The organism is Paenibacillus sp. FJAT-27812 (genome assembly GCF_001273905.1).
Classification (GTDB): domain Bacteria; phylum Bacillota; class Bacilli; order Paenibacillales; family Paenibacillaceae; genus Pristimantibacillus.
Genome location: NZ_LIGH01000001.1, coordinates 1,950,672 through 1,974,963, shown reverse-complemented (window position 1 = coordinate 1,974,963; position 24,292 = coordinate 1,950,672). Strand labels below are relative to the sequence as shown.

Below are 24,292 nucleotides of genomic sequence, written 5' to 3'. Positions count from 1 at the left end.
GGCTTATCCTAAAACCGTTTGCTGCGACCCATACATCCAGCAGACACAGTTAAAGAGGTTTTCAGCAAACCTAATCTTTCGTATCCAGTTTTCAGCGTGCAACACGCTACGTTTGGTGGCGATGGCGGAGGGGAACCACGCGTTCCCATACCGAACACGACCGTTAAGCCCTCCAGCGCCAATGGTACTTAGACCGCAGGGTCTTGGGAGAGTAGGACGTCGCCAAGCACGAGAGACCTATCGCATGTAATGCGATAGGTTTTTTTGTTGTTTTTACGGTATGATAAGGAGATCAAGCAAAAGGAGGGTTTTGAAAGTGGAAAAAGCAATTGAAATTAAGCGTATGGGTGCAGAGCAATTTAACGATTGCATGGCATTGGTGCAATTTGCTTTCCAATATGAGTATTCTGCTGAAGCGCTTGAGCAGTCAAGAATGAGCTTTATGGATGAGCCAGCCGCTTATTATGCCGCTTTTGTTGATCAGAAATTTGCTGCGCAGACTATGGTCCTTGATTTGCAAACCTATATCGGAGGAAAAGCATTTCCAATGGGCGGCGTTGCCGGAGTTGCGACTTGGCCGGAGTATAGAAGGCAGGGCTTAGTTTCAAAGTTGCTAGTGTTATCTTTAAAGGATATGAAGGATAAGGGGCAGCTTATTTCCATGCTCAGCCCATTCGCTTTTGGCTTTTACCGGAAATTCGGCTGGGAGATCTATACGGAACATAAAGCCTATACCATAAAGACGGAGCTGCTGCCGGCAAGAATAGCGTATGAAGGCCAAATGGAGCGCTTTAGCGGGGATTATAATCGACTTAGTGAGGTTTATGAAGCCTACGCATCAAAATATAACGGTACATTGAAGCGTACGGAGCTATGGTGGAAGGGTCGAATTAGCAAGAGAAAGCCGGGCCAAATCGCTCTCTATCACGATAAGAGCGGTGCGCCGAAGGGTTATGTCATCTATGAAGTGAAGAACAAACGGCTAACCGTTCATGAGTTTATCTATTTAAATGAGGAATCGAGGGCAGCCTTGTGGTCATTTATTGCCCAGCATGATTCGATGATAAATGAAGTTACGATAACGGTACCGTCGGATGATATGCTTCCATATCTACTGAATAATCCAAGAATCCAACAGGAAGTTATCCCTTATTTCATGGCCCGTATAGTAGATGCAGAGGGGTTCGTTAGCCGCTATGATTTTGAAACCGCTGCTAGTCAAGATGCCATCCCTATTGAGATTACCGATGAGCATGCGCCATGGAATAAAGGGTACTATTTACTTGAAATAGATCAATCTGGAACGGCAAATCTTCGTCGATTAGAAGATAATCAAAGAATAGATGGTGCAATTAAAGTCGATATTGGCACTTTTACCTCCTTGCTGTTAGGGTACCTCAAACCACTGCAATTGTCCGAATTAGGACGTATTGAAGGAGATATAGCTTGGATTAAACGCTTACACGATCGTATTCCCGAACGAATAACGTATTTACCTGATTTTTTCTAAAGAAATAGCATGCTTTGCATGTCCCAAATACAGTATAAAGTGGTTATAACAAAGCTATTTATCAGCCTTGACAGCCTATACCCCCTCTGCTAATATTGCAATAATATATGTGAGATGTACTTAAAATTAAGGGAGGAACATACTCGTGTGGGAAACGAAATTCGCCAAAGAAGGGCTAACGTTTGACGACGTCCTGCTTATTCCGCGCAAATCAGAAGTGCTGCCTAGAGAAGTTGACATCTCGATTCGATTAAGCGAGAACATTAAGCTAAACATTCCGCTCATTAGCGCAGGTATGGACACCGTTACAGAAGCCGCATTGGCGATTGCAATAGCGCGTGAGGGTGGTATTGGCATTATCCATAAGAACATGTCGATTGCACAGCAAGCGGAGGAAGTAGACCGTGTAAAACGTTCGGAGAGCGGTGTTATTACGAATCCGTTTTCGCTTACCCCTGATCACCATGTTTATGACGCAGAAGAGCTAATGGGCAAATACCGCATTTCCGGTGTACCGATTGTGGACCAAGACAAGAAGCTTGTTGGTATTTTGACAAACCGTGATTTGCGTTTCGTACATGATTATTCGATTAAAATAAATGAAGTCATGACTCGCGACAATCTCGTAACGGCACCTGTAGGCACGACGCTGCAGGAAGCGGAAGTGCTTCTACAGAAGCATAAGATTGAGAAGCTGCCGCTTATCGATGAGTCTAATACGCTTAAAGGCCTAATTACGATTAAAGATATCGAGAAAGCCATTCAGTTCCCGAATGCAGCGAAAGACCAACACGGACGTTTGCTTTGCGGAGCAGCAGTTGGCATTTCGAAGGACACGATGGACCGTGCAGAAGCACTTGTACAATCGGGTATTGACGTTCTTGTTGTCGATTCGGCACACGGACATCACATTAACATTTTGGATGCGGTTCGTAAGCTTCGTGCTACTTACCCGGATCTAACGATTATTGCAGGAAACGTTGCTACTGGCGACGCTACACGCGATCTCATTGAAGCAGGCGCATCTGTTGTTAAAGTAGGTATCGGACCTGGCTCAATCTGTACGACTCGTGTTATCGCGGGTATCGGCGTTCCACAAATTACTGCGATCTACGATTGCGCGACGGTTGCTCGCGAATACAATATTCCGGTTATTGCAGACGGCGGCATTAAGTATTCCGGTGACATTACGAAGGCAATCGCATCTGGCGCAAGCGCGATTATGATCGGCAGCTTGTTCGCAGGTACGGCTGAGAGCCCGGGCGAAACGGAAATTTTCCAAGGGCGCAGCTTTAAAGTATACCGCGGTATGGGCTCGCTTGGCGCGATGAAGGAAGGAAGCAAGGATCGTTACTTCCAAGAGAACGAGAACAAGCTTGTTCCGGAAGGCATCGAAGGCCGTGTTCCTTACAAAGGACCGCTTGCTGACACCGTTCATCAACTGCTTGGCGGCTTGCGTTCAGGTATGGGCTATTGCGGCACATCTTCACTGGACGAGCTTAAGAACGATACACAATTTGTTCGTATTACGGGATCAGGACTTCGTGAAAGCCATCCGCATGATGTGCAAATCACGAAAGAAGCTCCTAACTACTCTCTATAAGATTAGATGTAATAAACTTTTCAAAACCAGACAGGAAGCGGCGGTTCATCCGCTAATCTTGTCTGGTTTTTTTATGAAGGATTACTCATTCTTTGAACGCCTGCAAGAGGTTTAATTGTTGGGGTTTGATATGTTACAATTAACAACGGACAAACCAAGTGGGAAAAGGGGAGACGACGTTGAAGGAAATGGTAAGACCGGTTCGATTAAAGTCGGTCATCGCTGCAAGTTTGGCGGTTTGGTTGGTAATGCTGTCGCTTGGTTCTGCGGTGGCTATGGCAAAGGGATACGAAGGAAGACCCAGCACGGAAAACTCTTTAGGTTTACAGGTTAAAGCGGCTATTTTAATTGATGCAGATTCAGGTCAAGTCTTGTATGAGGTTAACGCAGAGGAACCGCTTCCTGCAGCAAGCATGACCAAGTTAATGACGGAATTTATCGTTCTTGAAGAAATATCGAATAATCGTCTATCATGGGATGATGTTATTACGACTAGCGCAGAAGCAGCTTCTACTCCCCCGGATGGATCATCCGTATTTCTAGCTCAAGGCGATCAACATACGGTTAGAGATTTATATAAAGCTATGGCAGTAGGTTCAGCTAATGATGCTACGATTGCGCTTGCCTCAAAGATTGCGGGAAGCGAAGCAGGATTTGTTACGAAAATGAATGAAGTAGCCGACCAGCTCGGCCTTAAGACAGCTATTTTTACAAGCGCAACAGGCCTATCGGAGACAACAGTCATTTCTGCATCCGATATGGGCAAGCTGGCACAAATTATTTTGAGCAAGCATCCTGAGTTTTTGGAATACTCCAAGCTGCAGGAATACAAATTCCGTGAGCGTGACAAGGATCCGATCGTCAACATCAACTGGATGCTTGGAACGAACACGAATCAGACTGGCCTTAAGCATTTAGCTTATCCAGGCGTTGACGGCATGAAAACAGGCTTTATTAACGCGGCAGGCTACAACTTCACAGGCACTGTGAAGCAAGGCGAGCAACGTTTTATTAGCGTCGTTATGGATACCGCGACTAAGTCCGCTCGTTTTAACGAAACGGCAAAGATGTACAACTATGGTTTTAGCACGTTTGAGAAAAAGACGGTGCTTCCGCCAAAATCCGTGGTAGAAACGGTCAAAACGGTTAAGATTAAGAAGGGTAAGAAGAAAACCCTGCCTGTTGTAACGGAAAAAGATATAACGTTTATGGTTAAGAAGGGCGTAGAGCCTAAGATTGAGGTTGTAGCGAACACGGTGAAGCCAGAGGCTGAGCTTGTAGCTCCTATTCCGGTAGGTACGATCGTGGGTACGGTAACGTACAAGTACACGGATGCAGAGACGAAGCAAGAGCTTAAGAAAACCGTTAACCTCGTTACGACAGAAGATGGGCAGAAGGCCGGCTGGTTCCGCTTGATGTTCCGCGCAATCGGCGATTTTTTCGCAGGTTTATTTAATGGAATCGTCAATTTGTTCTAATCCGAGCAGGAAACAAGGAAATAAAGTAAATCAAGGCTTGTCGATTAATCTTGGTTCCTGTAAAATCAATGGTTAGAACAACTTCGGTAATATACATTTATAATGGATGACAATAGGAGGATTTGTAACATGGAAACAGGTACATCGCGCGTAAAACGCGGCATGGCAGAAATGCAAAAGGGCGGCGTCATTATGGACGTTATGAGCGCCGAGCAAGCGAAAGTAGCAGAAGCAGCAGGAGCAACAGCGGTAATGGCGCTTGAGCGCGTTCCTTCTGAAATTCGTGCAGCAGGCGGAGTAGCTCGTATGGCTGATCCGACTATCGTAGAAGAAGTAATGAAAGTTGTTTCGATCCCAGTAATGGCAAAGGCTCGTATCGGCCACTATGTAGAAGCAAAAGTACTCGAATCAATGGGTGTTGATTATATCGACGAGAGCGAAGTACTTACGCCAGCTGATGAAGTGTTCCATATTAGCAAGCAAGAATTTACAATTCCGTTCGTTTGCGGAGCAAAAGATCTTGGCGAAGCGTTGCGTCGTATTCAAGAGGGAGCAGCAATGCTTCGTACGAAGGGTGAGCCCGGAACAGGCAACATCGTTGAAGCGGTACGTCACCTTCGCTTGATTAACGGACAAATTCGTAAAATCCAAGGCTTGTCGAAGGACGAGCTGTACCACGAGGCTAAGATCCTTGGCGTAGCTTACGATTTGCTTCTTGGCGTTCATGAGACAGGCAAGCTTCCGGTCGTTAACTTCGCAGCAGGCGGAGTAGCAACACCTTCCGATGCAGCTTTGATGATGCATCTTGGCGCAGACGGCGTATTCGTTGGTTCGGGTATTTTCACATCGGAAAACCCTGAGAAATTCGCCCGCGCAATCGTTGAAGCAACTACACACTACCAGGATTACAAGCTTATTGCAGAAGTATCGAAAAACTTGGGAGCACCGATGAAGGGTATCGAAATTTCCAAGCTTAACTCTGCTGAGCGTATGCAGGACCGCGGTATCTAATAGATGTAATATGCAGGTGCCGGCTTAGCGCGTATAGCGCTGCCGGCCCTTGCCCGTAAAGGAAGGCGAGTAGAACGATGAAGATAGGTGTTCTTGCGCTTCAAGGCGCAGTGGCAGAGCATATACGAAGCTTAGAAGCGGCGGGCGCAGAGGCGGTCGCCGTTAAGCGGGTTGAGCAGCTTGATGAGCTGCAAGGGCTTGTTATCCCTGGCGGCGAGAGCACGACAATCGGCAAGCTTATGCGGAAATACGGTTTTATGGAAGCAATCGCAGATTTCTCTGCGCAAGGCAAGCCATTGTTCGGCACTTGTGCGGGCCTTATCGTGCTGGCTGATGAAATCGAAGGCCAAGAGGACGCGCATTTGCGCCTTATGGACATGACGGTTGCGCGCAATGCGTTCGGCCGCCAGCAGGAAAGCTTCGAGACGGATTTATCGGTAAAGGGTATTGATGAGCCCGTTCGGGCTGTCTTTATTCGTGCGCCTTTAATTAAGAAGGTCGGTTCGGACGTAGACGTACTGTCTACTTACAGGGATGAGATCGTAACGGCAAGACAAGGACATCTTCTTGCGGTTTCTTATCACCCGGAGCTAACGGATGACTTCAGGCTGCATGCTTACTTCGTCGATATGGTGAAGGAAGCAGCCGCAGGCAAGGAATAGAGCATTTACAATAATAAAATTACTCCCTTCAGAGAGGGGCTTTTGAAACGTGCTGGATGTGAAGTTGTTAAGAAACGAGTTTGAGAAGGTTGAGACAGCGCTGACTAACCGCGGAGCTTCGCTTGACCTTATTGCCAAATTTCCTGAGCTCGATACGAGGCGCCGTGATCTTATTCAAGAGACGGAAAACCTGAAAAGCCGCCGCAATACGGTTTCGCAGGAAGTAGCTAAGCTCAAGAGAACAGGCGAGGACGCAGAATCTCTCATCATCGAGATGAGAGAAGTAGGCGACCGCATTAAAGAGCTCGACGATGAGCTTCGTGAACTGGATGTTCAAGTAATTGAGCTAACGCAAGCGATTCCGAACATTCCTAGCGATAGCGTGCCAATCGGCAAGTCGGAGGAAGATAATGTAGAGCTTCGCAAACACGGCGAGGTGCCAAGCTTTGCATTTGAGCCTAAGCCGCATTGGGAGCTTGCTCAGTCGCTTGGCATTTTGGACTTCGAACGCGCCGCGAAGGTAACGGGCTCGCGCTTTACCTTCTATCGCGGCTTGGGTGCGCGTCTTGAGCGTGCGCTCATTAGCTTTATGATGGACTTGCATAGCGATAAGCACGGCTACGAAGAAATTTTGCCGCCGTATATCGTTAATCGCGATAGCTTGGTTGGTACGGGACAGCTCCCGAAGTTCGAAGAGGATTTGTTCAAAATCTCCGATTCGGATTACTTCCTTATTCCAACGGCTGAGGTTCCGGTTACGAACCTGCATCGCGAAGAGATTTTGCCGGCGGACGAGCTTCCTAAGTACTTTGTGGCTTACAGCTCATGCTTCCGTTCGGAGGCGGGCTCCGCTGGACGCGATACGCGCGGCTTGATTCGTCAGCATCAATTCAACAAGGTTGAGCTGATCAAATTGACGAAGCCAGAGGATTCCTACGATGAGCTTGAAAAAATGACCGCTAACGCCGAGAAGGTTTTGCAGCTGTTAGGCTTGCCTTACCGTGTTCTGACGCTTTGTACGGGCGATATGGGCTTTACAGCGGCTAAAACGTATGACCTTGAGGTGTGGCTGCCAAGCGCAGGCACGTACCGCGAAATCTCGTCATGCTCGAATGTAGAGGATTTCCAAGCGCGCCGTGCGGGCATTCGTTTCCGCAGAGACTTGAAGAGCAAGCCGGAGTTTGTGCATACGCTAAACGGATCTGGACTTGCGGTGGGCCGTACTTTTGCGGCAATTATCGAAAATTTCCAACAAGCTGACGGCTCGGTAACGATTCCGGAAGTATTGCGTCCGTATATGGGTGGAATCAGCTCAATCGAAGCGGCTAAGCTTTAAAAATTATTTTGCCATATGGCCAAAATAGGGTTGCATCTTTATTTTGGCCTGTGGTACAATATTTCTTGTGACAATTGAATGATGGAGAGATACCGAAGCGGTCATAACGGGGCAGTCTTGAAAACTGTTAGAGCGCAAGCTCACGTGGGTTCGAGTCCCACTCTCTCCTCCATATTTTTACCAGATGCATATGAACAAGCCCGGACGCCTAGCGTTTGGGCTTTTTTTGTTATTTCTCATCTCGTATAAAATGATGTCGTGCTTCGCATGTTATACGGTGTGGAGGTGCTTTAACTAATGGGCAAATCAGATGAGCTGCAAATGAATCAGGAAAACTTAGCAGATGCTTGGCGTCAAACCTTGCCGGAGACGCTGAATAGCGCTGATCGATGCAAGGTGCTGCCGGATGAGGCCGATTCGAAATCGTTGCGCGTGACGATTGATACGGCTGGCCATCAGATGTATTCGTTTGATTTTAAAGTTACTTATGTAGATAGCCGCGAAGTGAAGGTCGAGTTTATTGACGTGGAGAAGGATAAGGTTTCTGTCGATGAACGAGGAGACGTCATTCAGGAGCTAATACAGGATTACACCAGACATCTGCATGAATGTGCACAAGCGCTGCAACGCTTGACGCATGTATAGAGGAGACCATCACTTATGACGAAAGCAAAAGGAACCGCCGATAAAAATTTATCGAATGTCGTGGAAGCCCTCGAAACAGAGCCGGTTAACAGCCATCAGGCGCAGCAGCTGCAGCAGGATAAAAACGATAGGCGCAATCAGGACGCCATGAACCATGATGCGCCGGTGGATATGGAGCATCAGAGGTAAGGAAATAACGCGAAGGAGGAATTTCGAATGTCAAAGCCAGACAGCGTGCCAGTGCCGGACAGCAATCCTCAGAGCAATCGGTCTAAGCAGGACAACGGCGGGCAGCAGGAGCCGTTATCCGGCTCTAAAAAAACGAAGCAGCGTAATCATGTGGATCATCATAACCCACAGGGATAATCATCAAACGAAAGTCCCTGAATTGTATAGATCAAACGTCCCGTTTCAGTATGCTGAAACGGGATTTTTTGGAGATAACTTCTAAAAGGGGCTTTTATAGTATAGAATGGAGGTGCTTATAAAAAGATAGGGGAGGAACATTTTACATGAAGAAGGTACAGAAAATAGCGGTTCTTTTGTTAGCCGTTATTTTAGTCGTAATTGCAGGCTGCAGCTCGGGAAAACCGCCGAAGGAAGCTGTGCAATCGGCTATGACTAAAATCGCAGAAGCGGACTCATACGCAGTTAAAATGTCATTTGGGTTAGATGAGCTGGAAATTCCACAAGATGCAGCGATGCAGGGAGACGCAGCTGCAACTGCTGCAATTGTCGGTATGATTAAAGATGCGACGATAACCGTCGATGCTGTTTATCAGAAGAAGCCGCTACGCACCGATATGAACATGGAAATCGTACTGCCAGGCGACATGGAAATGAAGCTGACGGTACCGATGATTTTGACAGAAGAAACGCTATATGTGAAAATACCGCAAATTCCGATGCTTCCGCTGCCGGAGACGATAACGGGCAAGTTCATCAAGATTGATCTTAAGGAGCTTGCAGAGCAGCAAGGCGCAGCTGGAGCGCTTGATCTTGCAAAGCAGCAGAAGCTGGGCAAAGAAATTAGCGAAGTGCTGCTTAAGCATTTTGACGAGAAAACCTATTTTAGCGAGCCAAAAGCAGAAGAGGCCGGTTTGCCTGCCGATTTGAAGCCAGACCAAATCATTTCTTTTGAAATTAACGAAGCCAATTACCCGGCAACGGTCGACACGATCGTTAACCAAGTGCTGCCCGAGGTGCTTGACGTTCTCCTTAAAAACGAAGCATCTTTGAAATCGCTGAACTTGGAGAAGGCTGACGTTGAGAAAATGAAGAAAGACCTTGAGACAAACAAATCGGATATACTAAATACGCTCAAAAATGATGTCAAAGCGAAGTCGCTGAAAGTAACTGCTGCGATTACCGATGGATATCTTTCTTACCAAGCAGGCAAAATCAGTGTAGAAGCATCGGATAAAGAGAGCGGACAAAATATGAAGCTTGGCCTTCATTATGATGTTGCTTACTCGGATATCAATAAAGCGCCGAGCTTCGCAAACGAAATTCCGACTGACGCGATTACGCTTGATGAGCTGACACAAATGTTCCAAACGCCGGCTGGGCTGTAAATCGTCCAACGCTGCATTTTTAAAAAAAGGCCCTTAGAAGCATTAAAGCTTCTACGGGCTTGTTTTATTTTAGGGAAAAGAGAATCTATAATAATACAAGTGTGGGCATCGCGCCCTGTGAGTTACCGCTAATCGTACGCCTGATGAATGTTTGCTAATGCCGGTACGCTAAGCGACTACCATCGATTTTTTGAGAAGCTCCTTCATCATTTGGGCTGCTTTTACCTTAACGTTCAAGCAGGCGGATATTTCGAGCTGGTAATTACCGGTTAGTAATTCGCTGCGCAGCTGCTCGGCCGTATCGCAATTGTTGTCCAGCCGGTTCAATACGCTGCCGAACTGGAGAGGCTGGTGGGAGTCGCTCCCCGCAATGGCAGGCAGGCCTAGCTGATCTGCAAATTGCCGAACTTCATCCGCCATGCCGAAGCCGTATTGGAACAAATCCTTCGCATTCACGTCAAGCGCGTCGAGGCGCTGCAGCGTCTCGGCAGCATGATGCGTGAGCGGCGTGCTCTCTCTCATTGGATGTGCGCCAATACGTAGCACTGGATAACCATCCGTACGGTTAAGCAGCTCTTCTAGCTGCATGAAGCTGTCCTTTGCCGTATGCGGTTCAAGCTGCTGGCGCAGATCCCGTATCATAACGCGATTCCCAATGATCAAAATATGGCCTTTATTCGCTACATCCACCTCCATGCCGGAAAAAACCTTAAGCCCTTCCACCATATAATAATCATGCTGATAGTCAAAATGCTGATCCAGCTGATCCAGCATATCGGTAAAATTCAGCGTGTTAAAATGCTCGGTCAGCGCTATGGCCTGCAGTCCGTTTTCCTTCGCCTCGCGAGCCATGGAAAGAAAGTATTCCATTGAAAAATGTGTTTTTTTCGAGAGCTTGCCATGCGTATGCAAATCGATGTTCATCATCGTGTTATCCCCATTCAAAAAGTGATTGTTTTTAGAGAGAAATGAATCGTCCGAGACTGCCTAGCGCGACCATGTACAGCACGGAGCAGCCTAGAAAGACGAAGTCGAGCGGCCGAACCCGCATATGCGACAGCTTAAGCTTCTTTGCCTCGGGGCTGACCAACGCGTAAGTAAATCCTCGTACCTCTAACGCCTCAACCGTCGTCCTCGTTCGCTTAGCTGTATTCAGAATAAGCGGGTAAAAAGCGCGTACGCCGATTTTAGCCATATAGATGAGTGAGTAGATGTGCAGGAAACCTTTCCTCCGGGGCGCCCGTCCGCGCAATCTGAAGGAGTGGATCAGATTATGGTACTCCTCGATCAGGATCGGAAGCATCCGGTAGCCATAGGAGACGCCAAAGCTGAATTGCCCAGGCATGCCCATACTAAGCAGCGCATCGCTCAGCTTCTCGGGGTCCATGCTGGAGAAAACCGCGATGCTGGCTAGCGAGATGAGCAATATTTTTAACGTTAGCGTCAGGAGCGGCCATACAGCGGCAAGGCTTCCGCCGAAGAAGAGCGATCCGAAGAAAATATAGCTGATCTCACTGACAAGTCCAATGCCCATAATGATTAAAACGAGCGGGCTTACCTTAGACGATAGCGTAAGACCGATCATCGGAATCAGCATGCCTAGCAGAACCACTTTATTATGAATAAACCATGGCGCTACGGCGAAGAAGGAATACCAAATGATAAGGATGCGCGGATCAAAACGTGACAGCAAGGTCGATTGCCTGCCGAATGCGGTACGCATCAGCTCAATCTTTATCTGCTCCACGCTCAGCTTGTCGATCACGCTTTGCTTAAGTGCTTCCAATCGTAAAACCCTCCTTGCTCCATTGGCTTTTATTTGAGGATGATATCTGGCCGCCGGTGAAACGCTCTGTGAATTCTGCCACGGAAAGGCATGGCGGCTCCAAGCCGAGTTTTTGGCTAAGCAGCGTAATTTGCGGTGCAATGAGCCCTGCTTGCTCTATGACGGCAACGTGACGGAATAAGGAGCGTTGGTCGGTATCCAGCGCAACCTGCCCTTGATGCATGACGATGACCCGATTCGCCCATTCGGCGACCAGCTGCATATCATGCGTGGCAATGATCGTCGTCTTTACGTGATCATGCAGCTGCGCAAGCATGTCGGTCATTTCACGGCGGCTTGCTGCATCAAGGCTTGCCGTCGGCTCATCGAGCAGCATGACGGTTGGGCGCATCACAAGGCCGATAGCGAGCGTCGCTCTGCGCTGCTGCCCGCCGCTTAGCAGCCTGCCATCGCGATCCTGCAACGGGGTAAGCCGCAGCCGTTCGATAATCTCATCGACAAAGGGGCGGTAATCGGCATTGCCGCGCGCTTTTAAAAAATATTCAACATCCTTGCGGATGGAATCTTCAATAAACATCTCCTCGGGATTCTGATATATATAGGAGACAAAATCGGAAAGCAGCTCGGGCGAAGCCTGCTTGGTGAGATGCCCGCAGACTTCCAAAAGTCCAGCATTCGGACGCCTAATGCCCGATATAAGCTTGAGCAGCGTTGATTTTCCTGCGCCATTGTTGCCGACAAGCGCGATGCGATCCCCTTCATGGAAGGTGATCGTCATGTTCCGGATGACGGGATGAATCTCTCTTGTAATCGTTTTGTAGCCGTAGGACACGTTGGAGAAGGCAACGAGCGGCTTCTGAGAAGTTGATGTTTCGGCATTTCCTTCAACGTTATCGCATGGAGCGTCTGTAAGGATCGCGGGCGTTGCGCTTCTGCTCTCAAAATAACGGACAGCCTCGTCAATCGTAATGGGATATAGCCGGTTATCCGGCTGCTCAACCATCATCGCGGCTTCCGCATCACGTACGGCGAGCGTAACCTGCGGCGGCAAAATATGGCGGGCAGCAAGCTCATCAATCGACGATAATGCTTCTTGGACGGGCTTGATCCACCGAATCGTACCGCTATCCATGAGCACGACCTTATGGCAGTAGTCGGCAATAAACTCGGTATGATGCTCGATGACGATAATGGTCTTGCCATATTGTTGATTTAGCATGTTGAGCTTGTCATAGATGAGCCTAGCGTGGAACGGGTCTAGCTGTGCTACCGGTTCATCGACAATAATAATTTCCGGATCGAGCGAGAGTGCGCCAGCCAGCGCAGTCAGATGTTTCTGTCCGCCGCTTAGCTGCCAGATCCATTGCTCCTTCAAATGCTCAATGCCAAGCATGGCGAGTGCGCGCAGCCCGCGCTCACGATAATCGGCGTAGCCGTAATTAAGCGGGGCAAAGGAGGCTTCGTCGAAGACGGTTGGCCGCACGAGCTGATTCTCAAAATCCTGGAACACATAGGCTACCTTCCGCGACAAAGAAGAAACGGTTTCATTAGCAGCTTGAAGGCCGGCTATCTCGACGGAGCCGCTTAAATCGCCGACATAGTAGTTTGGTATAAGGCCGTTTAAGCATTTGCATAGCGTGGACTTCCCGCTGCCGTTAGTGCCGGCTATGGCTATGAATTCGCCGGGCTGAACGGTGAGATGGACGTTGTGGAGCGCCATGCTTTCCGCGCCGGGATATTGAAACGCAACATTTTGCAGCGAAATGATCGGAGCCGCTTCGCGCGGCTCCTTCTGGGTCAACTGATCAAGTGTGGTTGTCAAAGCTTAATGTCCCCCGATGCAGCTGCTGCTTTGGATTTGGCGCGGAATGCGGCGAATAACGTGATGATGAGGACGAGCGCCGCAGCCGTGACGCTAACCCACATGAAGCCGCTGCCGTATTGCTCGATAAACTCCGGCTCCCAGACCGCAAAGTTAATGTCGGATTCAGCTAGAAACTCTGCGATTACGGCGATAAAGACGAATACAATCGCGGTAATCAGCAGGCGCGGCGTCATGAGCTGGCCGAATGAAACAGAAACGCGGCTGTCGCGCGGCTTGATGCCGAGAAGCGGTTCGATTTTGCCATAGAGGCGCGGTACAAGAAATAAGGTAGGCAGCAAGGAGAAAAATATGCCGGTTATTAGCATCGCATTCAGGAAGCCTACGCCCTCAATGAGCAGGAGGCTCTCTGGAATGCCGGGAACAGCCTCAAGCTCCTCGATGCCAAACCACACTTTACCGATGTCGACGATGGCGCCAAGCATTTGGTCAATGCCTACGGCAACAAATGAGGCGAGCGCGAGCTGTTTGCGATTACGAGGATCACTGACGAGCAGGCCGGCTATGTACATCGCAAGCGTAAACTCAATAAATTTCTCCAGCTCGCCGAGCCCGCCGAATTGTCCAAGCAGCAGCTCGCCAAAAATGACCTCGCCGAAGGAAGCGCCAAGAGCCGCGTATAACGGGTTAAACAAAATGCATAAGGTTAGCGGAATAAAAGCGAAGTACTCGACTTTCAGTTCAATGGGGCCGAGCTTGAGCTCAGGGATAAGCTCGGAGAACATGTTGGAAATGCCGTACAAGGACATCGATAGTATGAATACCATTAGCTTCTGAGATTGCGTTAATTCATAACGGCGCTTAGGCGCTGCTACCATTGTGATTCCTCCTATACATGTTTTGTGTGGCGGAGCTCGTTTTGAAAGCCTCGATTCAAAGCCTATTTTCAAAGCGAATTCTTTTAAAATATAGAGTTAAAATGTTATCGCTTGATCAACAAATTATTTGGTTTATGTAAAATAAAATACAAAAAATAAATTATGAAATAAAATTATCATTTATTTGCAAAAAGGTGATATACTCCTTTTAGAAAAATAATTAGCGGGGATGGATAGGGAGGCAGCTAAGTATGACAGCTTTTCATTTGCAAATGGATTTGGATCAAATGTCTAAGAGTCAGCAATCGATTGCTAACTACGTGGTAGGAGCGCTGCAGCAAATTCCTTATTGCACGGAGGAGGATATCGCTCAGGCGGTGGGCGTGAGTACAGCTACGGTGTCACGGTTTTGGCGGACGATCGGATTCGCTAATTTAAAAGCTTTCAAAAAACAGCTGCTGCAAAGCGAGCACGCGACGCCAGCACACAAGATGAAGCAAATTTTGAATAAGGTAGACCATGAAGAGGCGGATGTCGTTCAGGAAATGCTCGAAATGGCGTCAGCCAATATAGAGGTTACCTCGAAGCGGGTGGAGCGGGAGCAGTTCCATCAAGCCGTAGAGCTTATTCATTGTGCAAGGAAGGTCTATGTATTTGGAACAGGCGCGTCAATTAGCTTAATTGAGCTTATACGCTTTCGGTTGAACCGCGTAGGCGTTCAAATAGAAGGAATGGCGGGCAGCGGCAGCGAGCTGCTGGAATCGCTTGTACATGCGGGGCCGGAGGATGTGGTAATTATGTTCGGCTTTGTGAGGCGCTCGCCTGAATTAACGGTACTGCTTGAGCATGCTCAAACAGCGGGTTACTCGGCGGTGCTCATTACGGATTTGCTCGTATCGGATATGCTGGAGCAATGCGATCTGGTGCTGCAGGTGGATCGAGGCGAGCTTGAGGGCTTTCATTCGATGGCCGCCCCGGTAGCACTTATTGACGCCTTATCGGTGGCCTTAACGAAGCGGCGCGGGAATCAAGCGCTGGATAAGCTTGATCGCTTGCACGCGCTGCGAAAAAAGTATGCTTCACAGCTTCCCAAATGAGAAAGGCGCTGGAACCCGTTGGTTCCAGCGCCTTTTTGCTATTATTTGAGAAAACGAATCGTGAGCGGGTAACGGTAGCCGTTCCCTTCGGATGCCCGAATGGAGCCGATGATCGTAAACACGATCCAGAGAATAAACAAAATCGGGGTGGTAATAAAACCGATGAGTACAAACATAAGCAAGCTGGAAACGATGGTGTAAATCGCATTGCTGATCTGAAAATTGAGTGATTCCTTGCCGTGCATATCCACATAGCTGGATTGGTCCTTCTTCATGAGCCAAACGATAAGTGGACCAAGTATGTTGCCAAACGGAATGATGAAGCCGCTGAAAGCGAGCAAATGGCAGAGCATGCCGTACGTTCTTTCCTCTTTATGAAGCCCAAATGGTTGATTCATTATATATTGCCTCCCTTTTATAGAACACAGCTCATTAAAACAACTTATGTACTTATACGTTAACTGGACCAAAAGATATGCATAAATATATCAACGAATCGTTCAAATGGCAATCATTAACCATAAATGGGTTGTAATCGGCAAGCGACAATTATATACTTATACATAGATATTCGATGCATAGAAAATCGATACTAATAAAGGAGGAAACCATGAAGATTAATAAAGAGCTTATGAAGGGAAGCACCGTTATTTTAATTCTGACGCTGCTTGAGCGCAAGGAGATGTATGGCTATGAAATGACCAAAGAAATCGAGAGAAGCTCAAGCGGCGTATTTACCTTCAAGGAAGGAACGCTTTATCCGATCTTACATACGCTCGAGGTGGAGCGGCTCGTTGAATCGTATTGGAACGAGGAAGGCGGCCGAAAGCGCAAATATTATCGCATTACAGAGCGCGGCAAAGGACAGCTGGAGGAGAAAAAGCAGGAGTGGACGCTTTTTCGAACGACGGTGGACCGCGTGATCGGGGAGGGCCATGCATGAGTAAGGACGGCATTCGGCATGAGTCATTAAAGCAATACGTTAAGCGTGTGTGCGGGCATGTGGAAGCTAAAGATGTGCATCCCGATATTGAGCTTGAGATTACAAGCCATCTGGATGAGCTGGTGGAGGATAAGCTCAGCGAGGGGCTGCCCGTAGAAGAAGCTGCGCGCCAGGCTTTGGAGCAGATGGGTGATCCTGACCAAATCGGCAAGCAGTTGCATGCCGCGCATAAGCCGGCGGCGGAATGGGGCTTAGCCGCCTTAGTCGCTATTATGGTTGGCATTGGTCTGCTTGCTATGTATGCATTGCAGATTGCTTTTAGTGAGCATAGTTCATACCGCGACATTCATTTCTTTTTTAATAAATCATTTTACACAGCGATTGGCGTAATTCTGGTCATTGTGATTTGGTTTTTGGATTATCGCAAACTGCGGAAGTATTCTTGGCATATTTATAGCGGTACTGTATTGCTGATGGCAGCCTGTTTGGAAATCGGTAGTATGGTCAATGGTGCGAGGAGCTGGATCGTTGTTGGTGGGTTCACATTTGATATTTTCGGGATATCTCCCTATTTGTTCATGATTGCTTTGGCGGGGACGCTGATGAACAGGCAGGTGGAGAAGGGGACACAGGGCCGTTATTTTAAGGCGTTGCAGCTTGGTAAAATGGTTCTTTTTTATATTTTGGTGCCCATGTACCTGTATATCAAAGCGAATTCGCTTCACGATTTTTCTCTATATGGGCTCGCTCTGATAATAATGCTGCTGTTTGTAGCAAAAGCATACAAATTTGTTATGGCTAGCCTAGCTTCATTTATCGCTGTGGGCGCGGCGCTTATAACCTTAGATCCTTATCGTTATAAAAATGCCTGGGAGCGGTACACGACGTTCCTAAATCCAGCGAATGCGGATATTGGCTATGCTGCTAAGCGCTCCATGGAGGCCATTCGTTCAGGCGGCATGTGGGGACAAGGGTTCGGAGCACAGATTAACTCACTTCCGTATATACAAAGCGAAATGCTGTTTACTTATTTGATTTATAGCCTTGGATGGGTATTTGGCGGAGCAATTATACTGGTTACGCTGCTATTTATCGTCAGGACGATTCGGTTAATTAGAGAATTGAAGGATTCCTATGCGAGAGGAATGGTTACAGGGATTTTTTCAATTATCGGGTTTAATTTAATATGGAGCATACTTATGTCGTTCGGGCTGCTGCCGATCAATGCAACGAATATGCCATTCGTCTCTTATGGCGGAACAAACGGCATTATCGAATTAATGGCTATGGGGTTAATTTTGAGCGTACACCGGAGAAGGCATATGATCAGCCAGATAGATAGCAAGGTTCACGCTTAAACGAGAGAGAGGGCTATTTTACCGTAGAAAAAACTACGCTAGAATAGCCCTCTTTGGTCATTAGAAGCTGCCCGGAGCGGGCGGGAATGGCGGATTGACGTGCTGATCTTTTTTGGAAACAGCAATGAATAGAAATACAGCCGTCGTAATGTGCATAATCATTCCGAGGATTGGAATCCAAGCCAGCACGGATGTGACAATGCCTAAAATGCTGCCTACGATCGGCTTATTATGCTGCGAGCAAAGCACCAATGTTACGATGTGGAGAACAAGCGTTGCGAACAACAAGGTGTAGCCCGAAAAAATAACCAACGTGCCCCCCAGTACGGGAAAGCCTAAAACAGCTTCAATTATGGCAGTTACTAATAGCAGCGTGCCTGCAGCCTTCATATTTATTCCTCCTAATTAGGTGACTAGCGAAAATCATACCAGCGTATGTCAAAACAGTCTATTGTTTGCTTTTAGGGTTTTACGAATCTATTAACGTGAAGGTCGCATATTTTTGAAAAGCACGCATGCTCCAAATGAATGTGCTCCTGAAAAAAAGCCCTGCCATTAGGCAAGGCTGAAATCTATCAAAACCAAGCGGATCATCTTTTACTTTAAAAATTTACCGATAATGCCGCCAAGACCGCCACCGCTATCCTGATTTTGCAATTGTCCATGACCTTGGCCTTGATTGCCGCCAAACGTGTTGGCAAATGCGCTGCTTTGCTCCTGTGGCTGGTATCGCTTATCATCCATACCGAATTTCACGCCGCTTTCGCGTTCGAATGGTTGAATGATAACGATCTGATTAGGATCAGTGAATTCGTACATGTACGATTCCCCTGAAGTTTGGCCGATTAACGTTTTCCAGTTCACATCAATTTTGACCTTTGGAGAAGGACCTGTCCATGCAACGATCGCGTCGGGGTCTACTCGGCAAGGACCTTGCAGGACAAGCGGGTTTCCGTTTGTCTTAACCGCTACCTGTGCGCCTTGGCCGTTGTAGGAGAGCTTGGAAGTAAATAGACCGCGCTGGGAGAGTACGCCTGTCCCAATAATCGTAACGCCATAATGACAAGTTTCCGTGAATGCAAGCAAATCCTCGCTTTCAACGCTCACGCTTTGCCAAGGGCCGCCTTGCTCCAAATTAATGATCGTAATATGTGAGTTCTGATCAGCCAGATAGACTGTTCCTTGCCCCTCAACTTCCATAATCTCAAGGTTTTCTCCTGAAATCTTGCGCATGCCATGATTGATGACTTGGCCGACAATATTGCCTGAGTTCGTTCCTAGCAGACGTTTGGAATATTTGAATTTACTGTTATAGGCTTGGTCTGCTACCATAGAACCCTTTTTGGCGAAAAATTGGCCTTGTCCTTCTGCTTTTAGGAACAACTCGCGTTCTACTTGAAATTGAAATGGCATAACGGGAAACCTCCGATTATAGATGAATAAAATGCTATTATCTTAATGATAAGTTTGTTACATTGCACCGTAATGCGCGCAGATGCCTGCTAGATCAAGCGTCAAGCCGGTGCCGATTGCATTAAATTTCCACTCGTTTCCGTGGCGATACACCTCGCCTGCCAGGATAGAGATAGAGGTTGAATAGTCCTCAGATAGATCAAATCTGCAAATCTCTGCTCCGTTTGCTTGGTTTACAACACGGATATAGGCATTGGACACTTGTCCAAAGTTTTGGTTTTTGCGAATAGCTTCGTCGATGGTTACCGTAAACACAATTTTTTGAATATCAAGGGATACTCTTGATAATTGAATCTCAACCGATTCGTCATCGCCTGCTCCTTGACCGTCGCGGTTATCGCCTTTGTAGCGCGTAGAGCCATCCGGACTTACTAGATTGTTATAAAATACGATATGGCTGGATGTAGGCACTGTATTCGTCTGTCCCAGCAAAAATACTTCCGCGTCCAAATCGTAGCTTTGGCCCTGCAGGTTGTTGGTGTCCCAGCCAAGGCCGATTTTCAGAAAATCAAGTCCGGCATTGTTTTTGGTGAGGTCCAGCTTCTGTCCTTTAGTGAGGACAAGACCGCCGCCAGGGCTAGCTTGTGGAGCGGGTGCTGAGCCGAAAGCGTTGTTAGGCGCACCGCCTTGAAAGCCTCCTTGCTGGAAACCGCCTTGTTGAATGCCACCTTGCTGGATGCCGCCCTGTTGGATACCGCCTTGCTGGATGCCGCCCTGTTGGATACCGCCTTGTTGAATGCCGCCTTGCTGGATACCACCTTGTTGAATGCCGCCCTGTTGAATGCCTCCTTGGCCTCCAAGAACGTTTGATTGACCACCTGATGAATTAAAATTAATGCCCATGCTAACTGCCTCCTCAAAACGTGATAAAAATCAATTTTTTTGTCAATTAATGTTGGGGGAATTTGTATCTTTTGTAGAAGTATATGAAACTATTTGTAGTATAGCAGATTGAAATAAAAGATGTTACTTGATTATTTCGTCTATTTTGTCGAAAGACGAGGTATGGGCATGGGCAACAAAAAAGCCCCGCTGATTTACGAGACTTTATGAGGGACTGAATGCCGATTATATGCGGTTTATGATAGAGCGAGCAGAAGCATCCTTAGTAAAAATATCAGCGTTATAGGCTGATATCCGTCTATTTATTTCATTGCGTATGTATTCGTGTGAGAAGGCTGCTGCTGCTTCGAATCCACGGCAATTATAGCGATAGCTCACATTGCCGCTGGAGCTGTTGTCTAAACAAACGGTAATGCCTTTGCGGATCAGTACCTTCGTGTTCGTCGTCAAATCAGCTTTAATTTGCAACATGACAATAGCTGCTGCTTTAGCGAAGATAGAACGTAGTGCTCGTGCTTTACGGTCCAGCTCGCGCCTATTGCGTTCTACGACGACGAGTGTTAACGGAAGGATTATGGCGTCGTGTATAAGTTGGATCTCCTCGCTTGCAGGTGGACGGTGTAGAGCTGAATCGTTTATCTCGATTAACGGCATGGCCATATGTAAATCACCTCATGCACATTATATGCGAACAAACGTTCTGTAGTCAACTGATCGAACCTATCATTTTTTTAACCAAAAAACCTCCTACAATAAATTGTAGAAGGTCGTGTGAAAGTATGATATGGCGCGCCCGAGAGGGCTCGAACCTCCCACCTAACGTTTAGGAAACGTTTGCTCTATCCGGATGAGCTACGGACGCGCAACAATAATTATTATAGCATGTGCGCTTTTAAGTAAGCAACATTCCATATGCGGATGATGATTTTGCATTTTTTGTCGAAAAACTTCTTGAATTTGGCATGAATAGAAGGATTAAAGGCGATTAAGGCGAATAATTGTAGTGGTATTGAGCTCGAACGGCTGGAGGAGTGCTCTGCATGCATCAAAACTTCAATAAACCCCACTCTTATAAATTAGACTTATCGCCTGAGCAAATGCTCAAGGTGATCTTCGAATATACAGCAAAAATTGCTAATGAGAAAAAATTGGAGTCTGTGCTTGTTTTGATGGCGAATATGGGGAGAGAAATGGTTGTTGCCGACCGCTGCACCGTATGGCTTATTGATAATACGCGTAGCGAGCTGTTTACGGTAGTTGCCCATGGTGTTGGCGAAATACGCATTCCTTTTGGAAGCGGGCTTGTGGGAAGCTCGATTAGCATGGGGGAGCCTATTTTTATCGATGATGCATACGAGGACCCCAGACATAATCCGGATAATGACCGGAAGACCGGTTATCGGACAAAGTCCATCATGACGATTCCTTTCCGCAACAATCAAAGTGAGGTTATCGGCGCTTATCAGGCCATTAATAAACTGACAGAGAAACAGGTCTTCTCGACGCAGGATATGGATTATTTATCGCTTGCGGCATCGTATTCAGGCAAATCTTTGGAATCGATCATGCTTCATGATGAAATCATTGAGACGCAAAAAGAGATTATTCTTGCGATGGGCAAAATTGGCGAGGGCCGCTCGAAGGAAACGGGAAATCATGTTAAGCGTGTCGCTCATTATTCCTATCTATTGGCGTTAGGTCTAGGGATGAGCGAGTCGGAGGCAGACATGCTGCGCAATGCTTCGCCGATGCATGATATCGGTAAAGTAGCGATACCTGATTCTATTTTACAAAAACCGGGTAAGCTGACTGATGACGAGTTCGAGCAGATGAAGCAGCATTCAGATATCGGCTTTCGGCTTCTGCGAAATTCCAAACGGCAGCTGCTTCAGGCTGCGGCAATCGTAGCTTTGCAGCATCATGAGAAATGGGACGGATCGGGTTACCCGCAGGCTCTTAAGGGTGAAGAAATACATATATATGGGCGGATTACGGCGCTTGCAGATGTTTTTGATGCATTAGGCAGCTCACGTATCTACAAATCGGCTTGGGCGCTGGATCGAATATTAGCGCTAATTGCAGATGAGCGCGGCCGCCATTTTGACCCAAAGGTGGTTGATGTGTTCTTTGAGCAGCTGCCGCGTATTCTGGAAGTGAGGGATCGTGAAGCCGATATTCCCGAAATCGATTAGATGAAGTTGGCAAGGTCTCGTTGGAGAAATCCTTCGGGGTCTTTTTTTATGCCCAAAATATGAATGGAAGGGCGACATCCCTCACCAGTTCTCCATGTTTAACCTAGAACCAAGCTGTGCCTGGCTCTAGGCTCAATATTACATAAAATGGAATAGTTTTGATATTGGCTTCATGATTTAAGCAGTGCTGCTTGTACTTTACTCTTATGACTAGGTATACACCGTGTTCAAAAAATGTTTTAGACATAGACTGATCTAGCTATTGCAGGGAGTTACCAGATAATAGCGGATTTTAACAATTATTGCAGGAGGCGAGGCAACGTTCATGAACAAAAAGGTACAGACGCGAAGATTGAATGATGCGATTCTGAGGCTCCAATCAGCGAAAAGCCTTATTAAAACAAAACGTTTCGTACATGCCAAGCAACAAATACATGAGGCAGTTTCTTCATGCGGCTGCATCGTTCAAAACAAACAGAGAAAAAAGCCTAAACTAGGCACTAACGGAGGTGCGTAGGAGTGGCTAATTTTCGGGCGGGCTGCCTGCGAAAATTAAATTTAGCAATTGTTGAATTGCGTAAGGCAAAACGCTTAACGCGCAAAAATAAAATTAAACGCGCTCAAAACGATGTGAAGGACTCCATACACATTCTCTATAAAGCATTAAATTGCTTGGATGGACCAAATCCGCATCCCAAGCCAAAGCCAAGGCCAAAACCAAAACCGCATCATCATGGAAAAAAAGGATCGAGAGGTCCACGGGGATATAGAGGGTATAGAGGACCGAGAGGTTCTAGGGGCTACCAGGGAGCGAATGGCGAAGCAGGGGCGCAAGGTGTACGTGGGGCCACCGGAGCAGCAGGCGCACAAGGGCTGGCAGGAGCAACAGGCTTACAAGGGCTGGTAGGGGCAACAGGAATACAAGGGTTGGTAGGAGCAACAGGAGCAACAGGTGTAGGGATAGTTGGTAGCGTAGCATTTGATCCTGCGGCTGAATCTGGGTATCTATTGGGCCAAGTGGTGACATTCGAAGGCAGTACGTATGTCGTGAATGCAGCGCCGCCAATCGGAGATCCCAGTGTATCGCCATACTACACAATGCTTGCGGGAAGAGGCGCAACGGGCGCAACAGGTGCTGGCTTAGATGGCTCAGTTTCTTTTGATCCGCTTGCCGCACCAGGCTATCAAGTGGGCCAAGTGGTTACTTTTGCCGGCAGTACGTATATTGTAAATACAACTTCTCCTACGGGAACACCCGGCACTTCTTTGGATTACACGCTGCTTGCTGCAGCCGGAGCAAGAGGATTAACGGGAGCACCAGGGCCAACAGGCGTAGGCTTGACTGGCATTGTTGCCTTTGACCCATTGGCAGCACCAGGCTATCCAATCGGCCAAGTGGTCACGTTTAACGGCAGCACCTACGTTGTAAATTCATTACCGCCGACAGGCACGCCGGATACATCCCCGACATACACGCTGCTTGCAGCAAGCGGAGCGACTGGGGCAACAGGTACGACAGGTTTGACAGGTTTGACAGGAGCAACAGGAGTTGGTGCAACCGGAGCGACGGGTGAGACAGGAGCAGGTCTGAGCGGCATCGTTGCCTTTGATCCACTAGCAGCGCCAGGTTATCTAGTTGGTCAAGTGGTCACGTTTAATGGCAGCACTTATATCGTAAATACAGCACCGCCGACAGGTACGCCGGGTACATCCCCGACATACACGTTGCTTGCTGCAAGCGGAGCGACTGGGGCAACAGGTACGACAGGTTTGACAGGAGCAACAGGAGTTGGTGCAACAGGAGCAACAGGAGCAACAGGAGTAGGTCTGGGCGGCGTCGTTGCCTTTGATCCACTAGCAGCGCCTGGTTATCCAGTTGGTCAAGTGGTTACGTTTAACGGAAGCACCTATATCGTAAATGCAGCACCGCCGACTGGTACGCCGGGTACATCCCCGACATACACGCTGCTTGCAGCTAGCGGAGCGACTGGGGCAACCGGTGCAACAGGGGCAGGAGCTACCGGTGCAACAGGCGAAACGGGAGCAGCGGGTGTGACAGGAGCGACAGGTGTAACAGGAGC

22 protein-coding genes, 2 tRNA genes, 1 rRNA gene and 2 pseudogenes are annotated in these 24,292 nt (G+C 47.7%); 17 read left to right on the top strand and 10 right to left on the bottom strand.

What is annotated here, in order from left to right:
- The first annotated feature begins 111 nt into the window (after nt 1–111).
- The 12 genes from rrf (at nt 112) to ADU23_RS08410 (ending at nt 9,819) form a co-directional block, all read left to right on the top strand.
- Nucleotides 112–228: ribosomal RNA gene (gene rrf / locus ADU23_RS08460) — 5S ribosomal RNA — on the top strand.
- An 88-nt stretch (nt 229–316) separates the two neighbouring features.
- Complete coding sequence (locus tag ADU23_RS08455; protein ID WP_053373329.1) at nt 317–1,510, top strand: GNAT family N-acetyltransferase; 1,194 nt, start codon at nt 317–319, stop codon at nt 1,508–1,510.
- Between the two features lie 145 nt (nt 1,511–1,655).
- Nucleotides 1,656–3,113: an IMP dehydrogenase gene (guaB, locus tag ADU23_RS08450; protein WP_053373328.1), complete on the top strand. Its 1,458-nt coding sequence runs from the start codon at nt 1,656–1,658 to the stop codon at nt 3,111–3,113.
- A 188-nt stretch (nt 3,114–3,301) separates the two neighbouring features.
- Entirely contained in the window at nt 3,302–4,591 is a 1,290-nt protein-coding gene (locus tag ADU23_RS08445; protein WP_053377540.1) for a D-alanyl-D-alanine carboxypeptidase family protein, read from the top strand.
- A gap of 129 nt (nt 4,592–4,720) precedes the next feature.
- Nucleotides 4,721–5,602 (top strand): pyridoxal 5'-phosphate synthase lyase subunit PdxS, encoded by an 882-nt coding sequence (gene pdxS, locus ADU23_RS08440; RefSeq protein ID WP_053373327.1) that lies wholly within the window; start codon nt 4,721–4,723, stop codon nt 5,600–5,602.
- A 77-nt stretch (nt 5,603–5,679) separates the two neighbouring features.
- Nucleotides 5,680–6,264, top strand: a complete 585-nt coding sequence (gene pdxT, locus ADU23_RS08435) for a pyridoxal 5'-phosphate synthase glutaminase subunit PdxT (RefSeq protein ID WP_053373326.1) — start codon at nt 5,680–5,682, stop codon at nt 6,262–6,264.
- A gap of 49 nt (nt 6,265–6,313) precedes the next feature.
- Nucleotides 6,314–7,600, top strand: coding sequence for a serine--tRNA ligase (gene serS, locus ADU23_RS08430; protein WP_053373325.1), 1,287 nt, complete (start codon nt 6,314–6,316; stop codon nt 7,598–7,600).
- Between the two features lie 83 nt (nt 7,601–7,683).
- Nucleotides 7,684–7,772 (top strand) — tRNA-Ser (locus ADU23_RS08425).
- Nucleotides 7,773–7,897: 125 nt separating this feature from the next.
- Nucleotides 7,898–8,245, top strand: coding sequence for a hypothetical protein (locus ADU23_RS08420; protein ID WP_053373324.1), 348 nt, complete (start codon nt 7,898–7,900; stop codon nt 8,243–8,245).
- A gap of 15 nt (nt 8,246–8,260) precedes the next feature.
- Nucleotides 8,261–8,434 carry a hypothetical protein gene (locus ADU23_RS33155; RefSeq protein WP_176707707.1) on the top strand — a complete coding sequence of 58 codons (174 nt, stop codon included), beginning with the start codon at nt 8,261–8,263 and terminating at the stop codon, nt 8,432–8,434.
- A gap of 27 nt (nt 8,435–8,461) precedes the next feature.
- A complete protein-coding gene (locus ADU23_RS08415) occupies nt 8,462–8,611 on the top strand; it encodes a small acid-soluble spore protein P (RefSeq protein WP_053373323.1) in 150 nt (49 codons plus the stop codon).
- A 146-nt stretch (nt 8,612–8,757) separates the two neighbouring features.
- A complete protein-coding gene (locus ADU23_RS08410) occupies nt 8,758–9,819 on the top strand; it encodes a hypothetical protein (protein ID WP_053373322.1) in 1,062 nt (353 codons plus the stop codon).
- A gap of 168 nt (nt 9,820–9,987) precedes the next feature.
- On the opposite strand, the gene ADU23_RS08405 is transcribed toward ADU23_RS08410, so the two are convergent.
- The 4 genes from ADU23_RS08405 to ADU23_RS08390 are packed head-to-tail and all read right to left on the bottom strand — an operon-like array spanning nt 9,988 to nt 14,305.
- Nucleotides 9,988–10,746: a PHP domain-containing protein gene (locus ADU23_RS08405; protein WP_231637342.1), complete on the bottom strand. Its 759-nt coding sequence runs from the start codon at nt 10,744–10,746 to the stop codon at nt 9,988–9,990.
- A 31-nt stretch (nt 10,747–10,777) separates the two neighbouring features.
- Entirely contained in the window at nt 10,778–11,605 is an 828-nt protein-coding gene (locus ADU23_RS08400; RefSeq protein ID WP_231637341.1) for an energy-coupling factor transporter transmembrane component T family protein, read from the bottom strand.
- Nucleotides 11,592–13,427, bottom strand: a complete 1,836-nt coding sequence (locus ADU23_RS08395) for an ABC transporter ATP-binding protein (protein ID WP_331459227.1) — start codon at nt 13,425–13,427, stop codon at nt 11,592–11,594. The genes ADU23_RS08400 and ADU23_RS08395 overlap by 14 nt, the downstream gene beginning before the upstream one ends.
- Nucleotides 13,424–14,305, bottom strand: coding sequence for a hypothetical protein (locus ADU23_RS08390; protein ID WP_053373321.1), 882 nt, complete (start codon nt 14,303–14,305; stop codon nt 13,424–13,426). Before ADU23_RS08390 ends, ADU23_RS08395 begins: the two co-directional genes overlap by 4 nt.
- 251 nt (nt 14,306–14,556) lie before the next feature.
- Here ADU23_RS08390 and ADU23_RS08385 point away from each other — a divergent pair, with 251 nt between their 5' ends.
- Nucleotides 14,557–15,402: a MurR/RpiR family transcriptional regulator gene (locus ADU23_RS08385; protein WP_053373320.1), complete on the top strand. Its 846-nt coding sequence runs from the start codon at nt 14,557–14,559 to the stop codon at nt 15,400–15,402.
- 41 nt (nt 15,403–15,443) lie between these two features.
- Here the strand turns inward: ADU23_RS08385 and ADU23_RS08380 are convergent, their stop codons facing one another.
- On the bottom strand, nt 15,444–15,800 hold the full coding sequence (locus tag ADU23_RS08380; RefSeq protein ID WP_053373319.1) for a DUF4870 domain-containing protein: 357 nt from the start codon (nt 15,798–15,800) through the stop codon (nt 15,444–15,446).
- Nucleotides 15,801–16,012: 212 nt separating this feature from the next.
- Here ADU23_RS08380 and ADU23_RS08375 point away from each other — a divergent pair, with 212 nt between their 5' ends.
- The gene (locus tag ADU23_RS08375) at nt 16,013–16,345 is read left to right on the top strand and encodes a PadR family transcriptional regulator (RefSeq protein ID WP_053373318.1); all 333 of its coding nucleotides are present in this window, start codon (nt 16,013–16,015) and stop codon (nt 16,343–16,345) included.
- Nucleotides 16,342–17,703, top strand: coding sequence for an FtsW/RodA/SpoVE family cell cycle protein (locus tag ADU23_RS08370; RefSeq protein WP_053373317.1), 1,362 nt, complete (start codon nt 16,342–16,344; stop codon nt 17,701–17,703). The genes ADU23_RS08375 and ADU23_RS08370 overlap by 4 nt, the downstream gene beginning before the upstream one ends.
- Nucleotides 17,704–17,763: 60 nt before the next feature.
- Here ADU23_RS08370 and ADU23_RS08365 read toward each other — a convergent pair whose 3' ends face one another.
- The 5 genes and pseudogenes from ADU23_RS08365 to ADU23_RS08345 all read right to left on the bottom strand — a co-directional run bounded on the left by ADU23_RS08365 (nt 17,764) and on the right by ADU23_RS08345 (nt 20,881).
- Nucleotides 17,764–18,093 (bottom strand): hypothetical protein, encoded by a 330-nt coding sequence (locus ADU23_RS08365; RefSeq protein ID WP_053373316.1) that lies wholly within the window; start codon nt 18,091–18,093, stop codon nt 17,764–17,766.
- 207 nt (nt 18,094–18,300) lie between these two features.
- On the bottom strand, nt 18,301–19,116 hold the full coding sequence (locus ADU23_RS08360) for an AIM24 family protein (RefSeq protein ID WP_053373315.1): 816 nt from the start codon (nt 19,114–19,116) through the stop codon (nt 18,301–18,303).
- Nucleotides 19,117–19,173: 57 nt separating this feature from the next.
- Nucleotides 19,174–19,734, bottom strand: a pseudogene (locus ADU23_RS33485) (TerD family protein); the annotation flags it as partial.
- A gap of 510 nt (nt 19,735–20,244) precedes the next feature.
- Nucleotides 20,245–20,679, bottom strand: coding sequence for a hypothetical protein (locus ADU23_RS08350; RefSeq protein WP_053373314.1), 435 nt, complete (start codon nt 20,677–20,679; stop codon nt 20,245–20,247).
- A gap of 125 nt (nt 20,680–20,804) precedes the next feature.
- Nucleotides 20,805–20,881 (bottom strand) — tRNA-Arg (locus tag ADU23_RS08345).
- Nucleotides 20,882–21,059: 178 nt separating this feature from the next.
- Between ADU23_RS08345 and ADU23_RS08340 the strand changes: the two genes are divergently transcribed.
- On the top strand, nt 21,060–22,211 hold the full coding sequence (locus ADU23_RS08340) for an HD domain-containing phosphohydrolase (protein ID WP_053373313.1): 1,152 nt from the start codon (nt 21,060–21,062) through the stop codon (nt 22,209–22,211).
- 519 nt (nt 22,212–22,730) lie between these two features.
- Nucleotides 22,731–24,292, top strand: a pseudogene (locus ADU23_RS33150) (hypothetical protein); the annotation flags it as partial.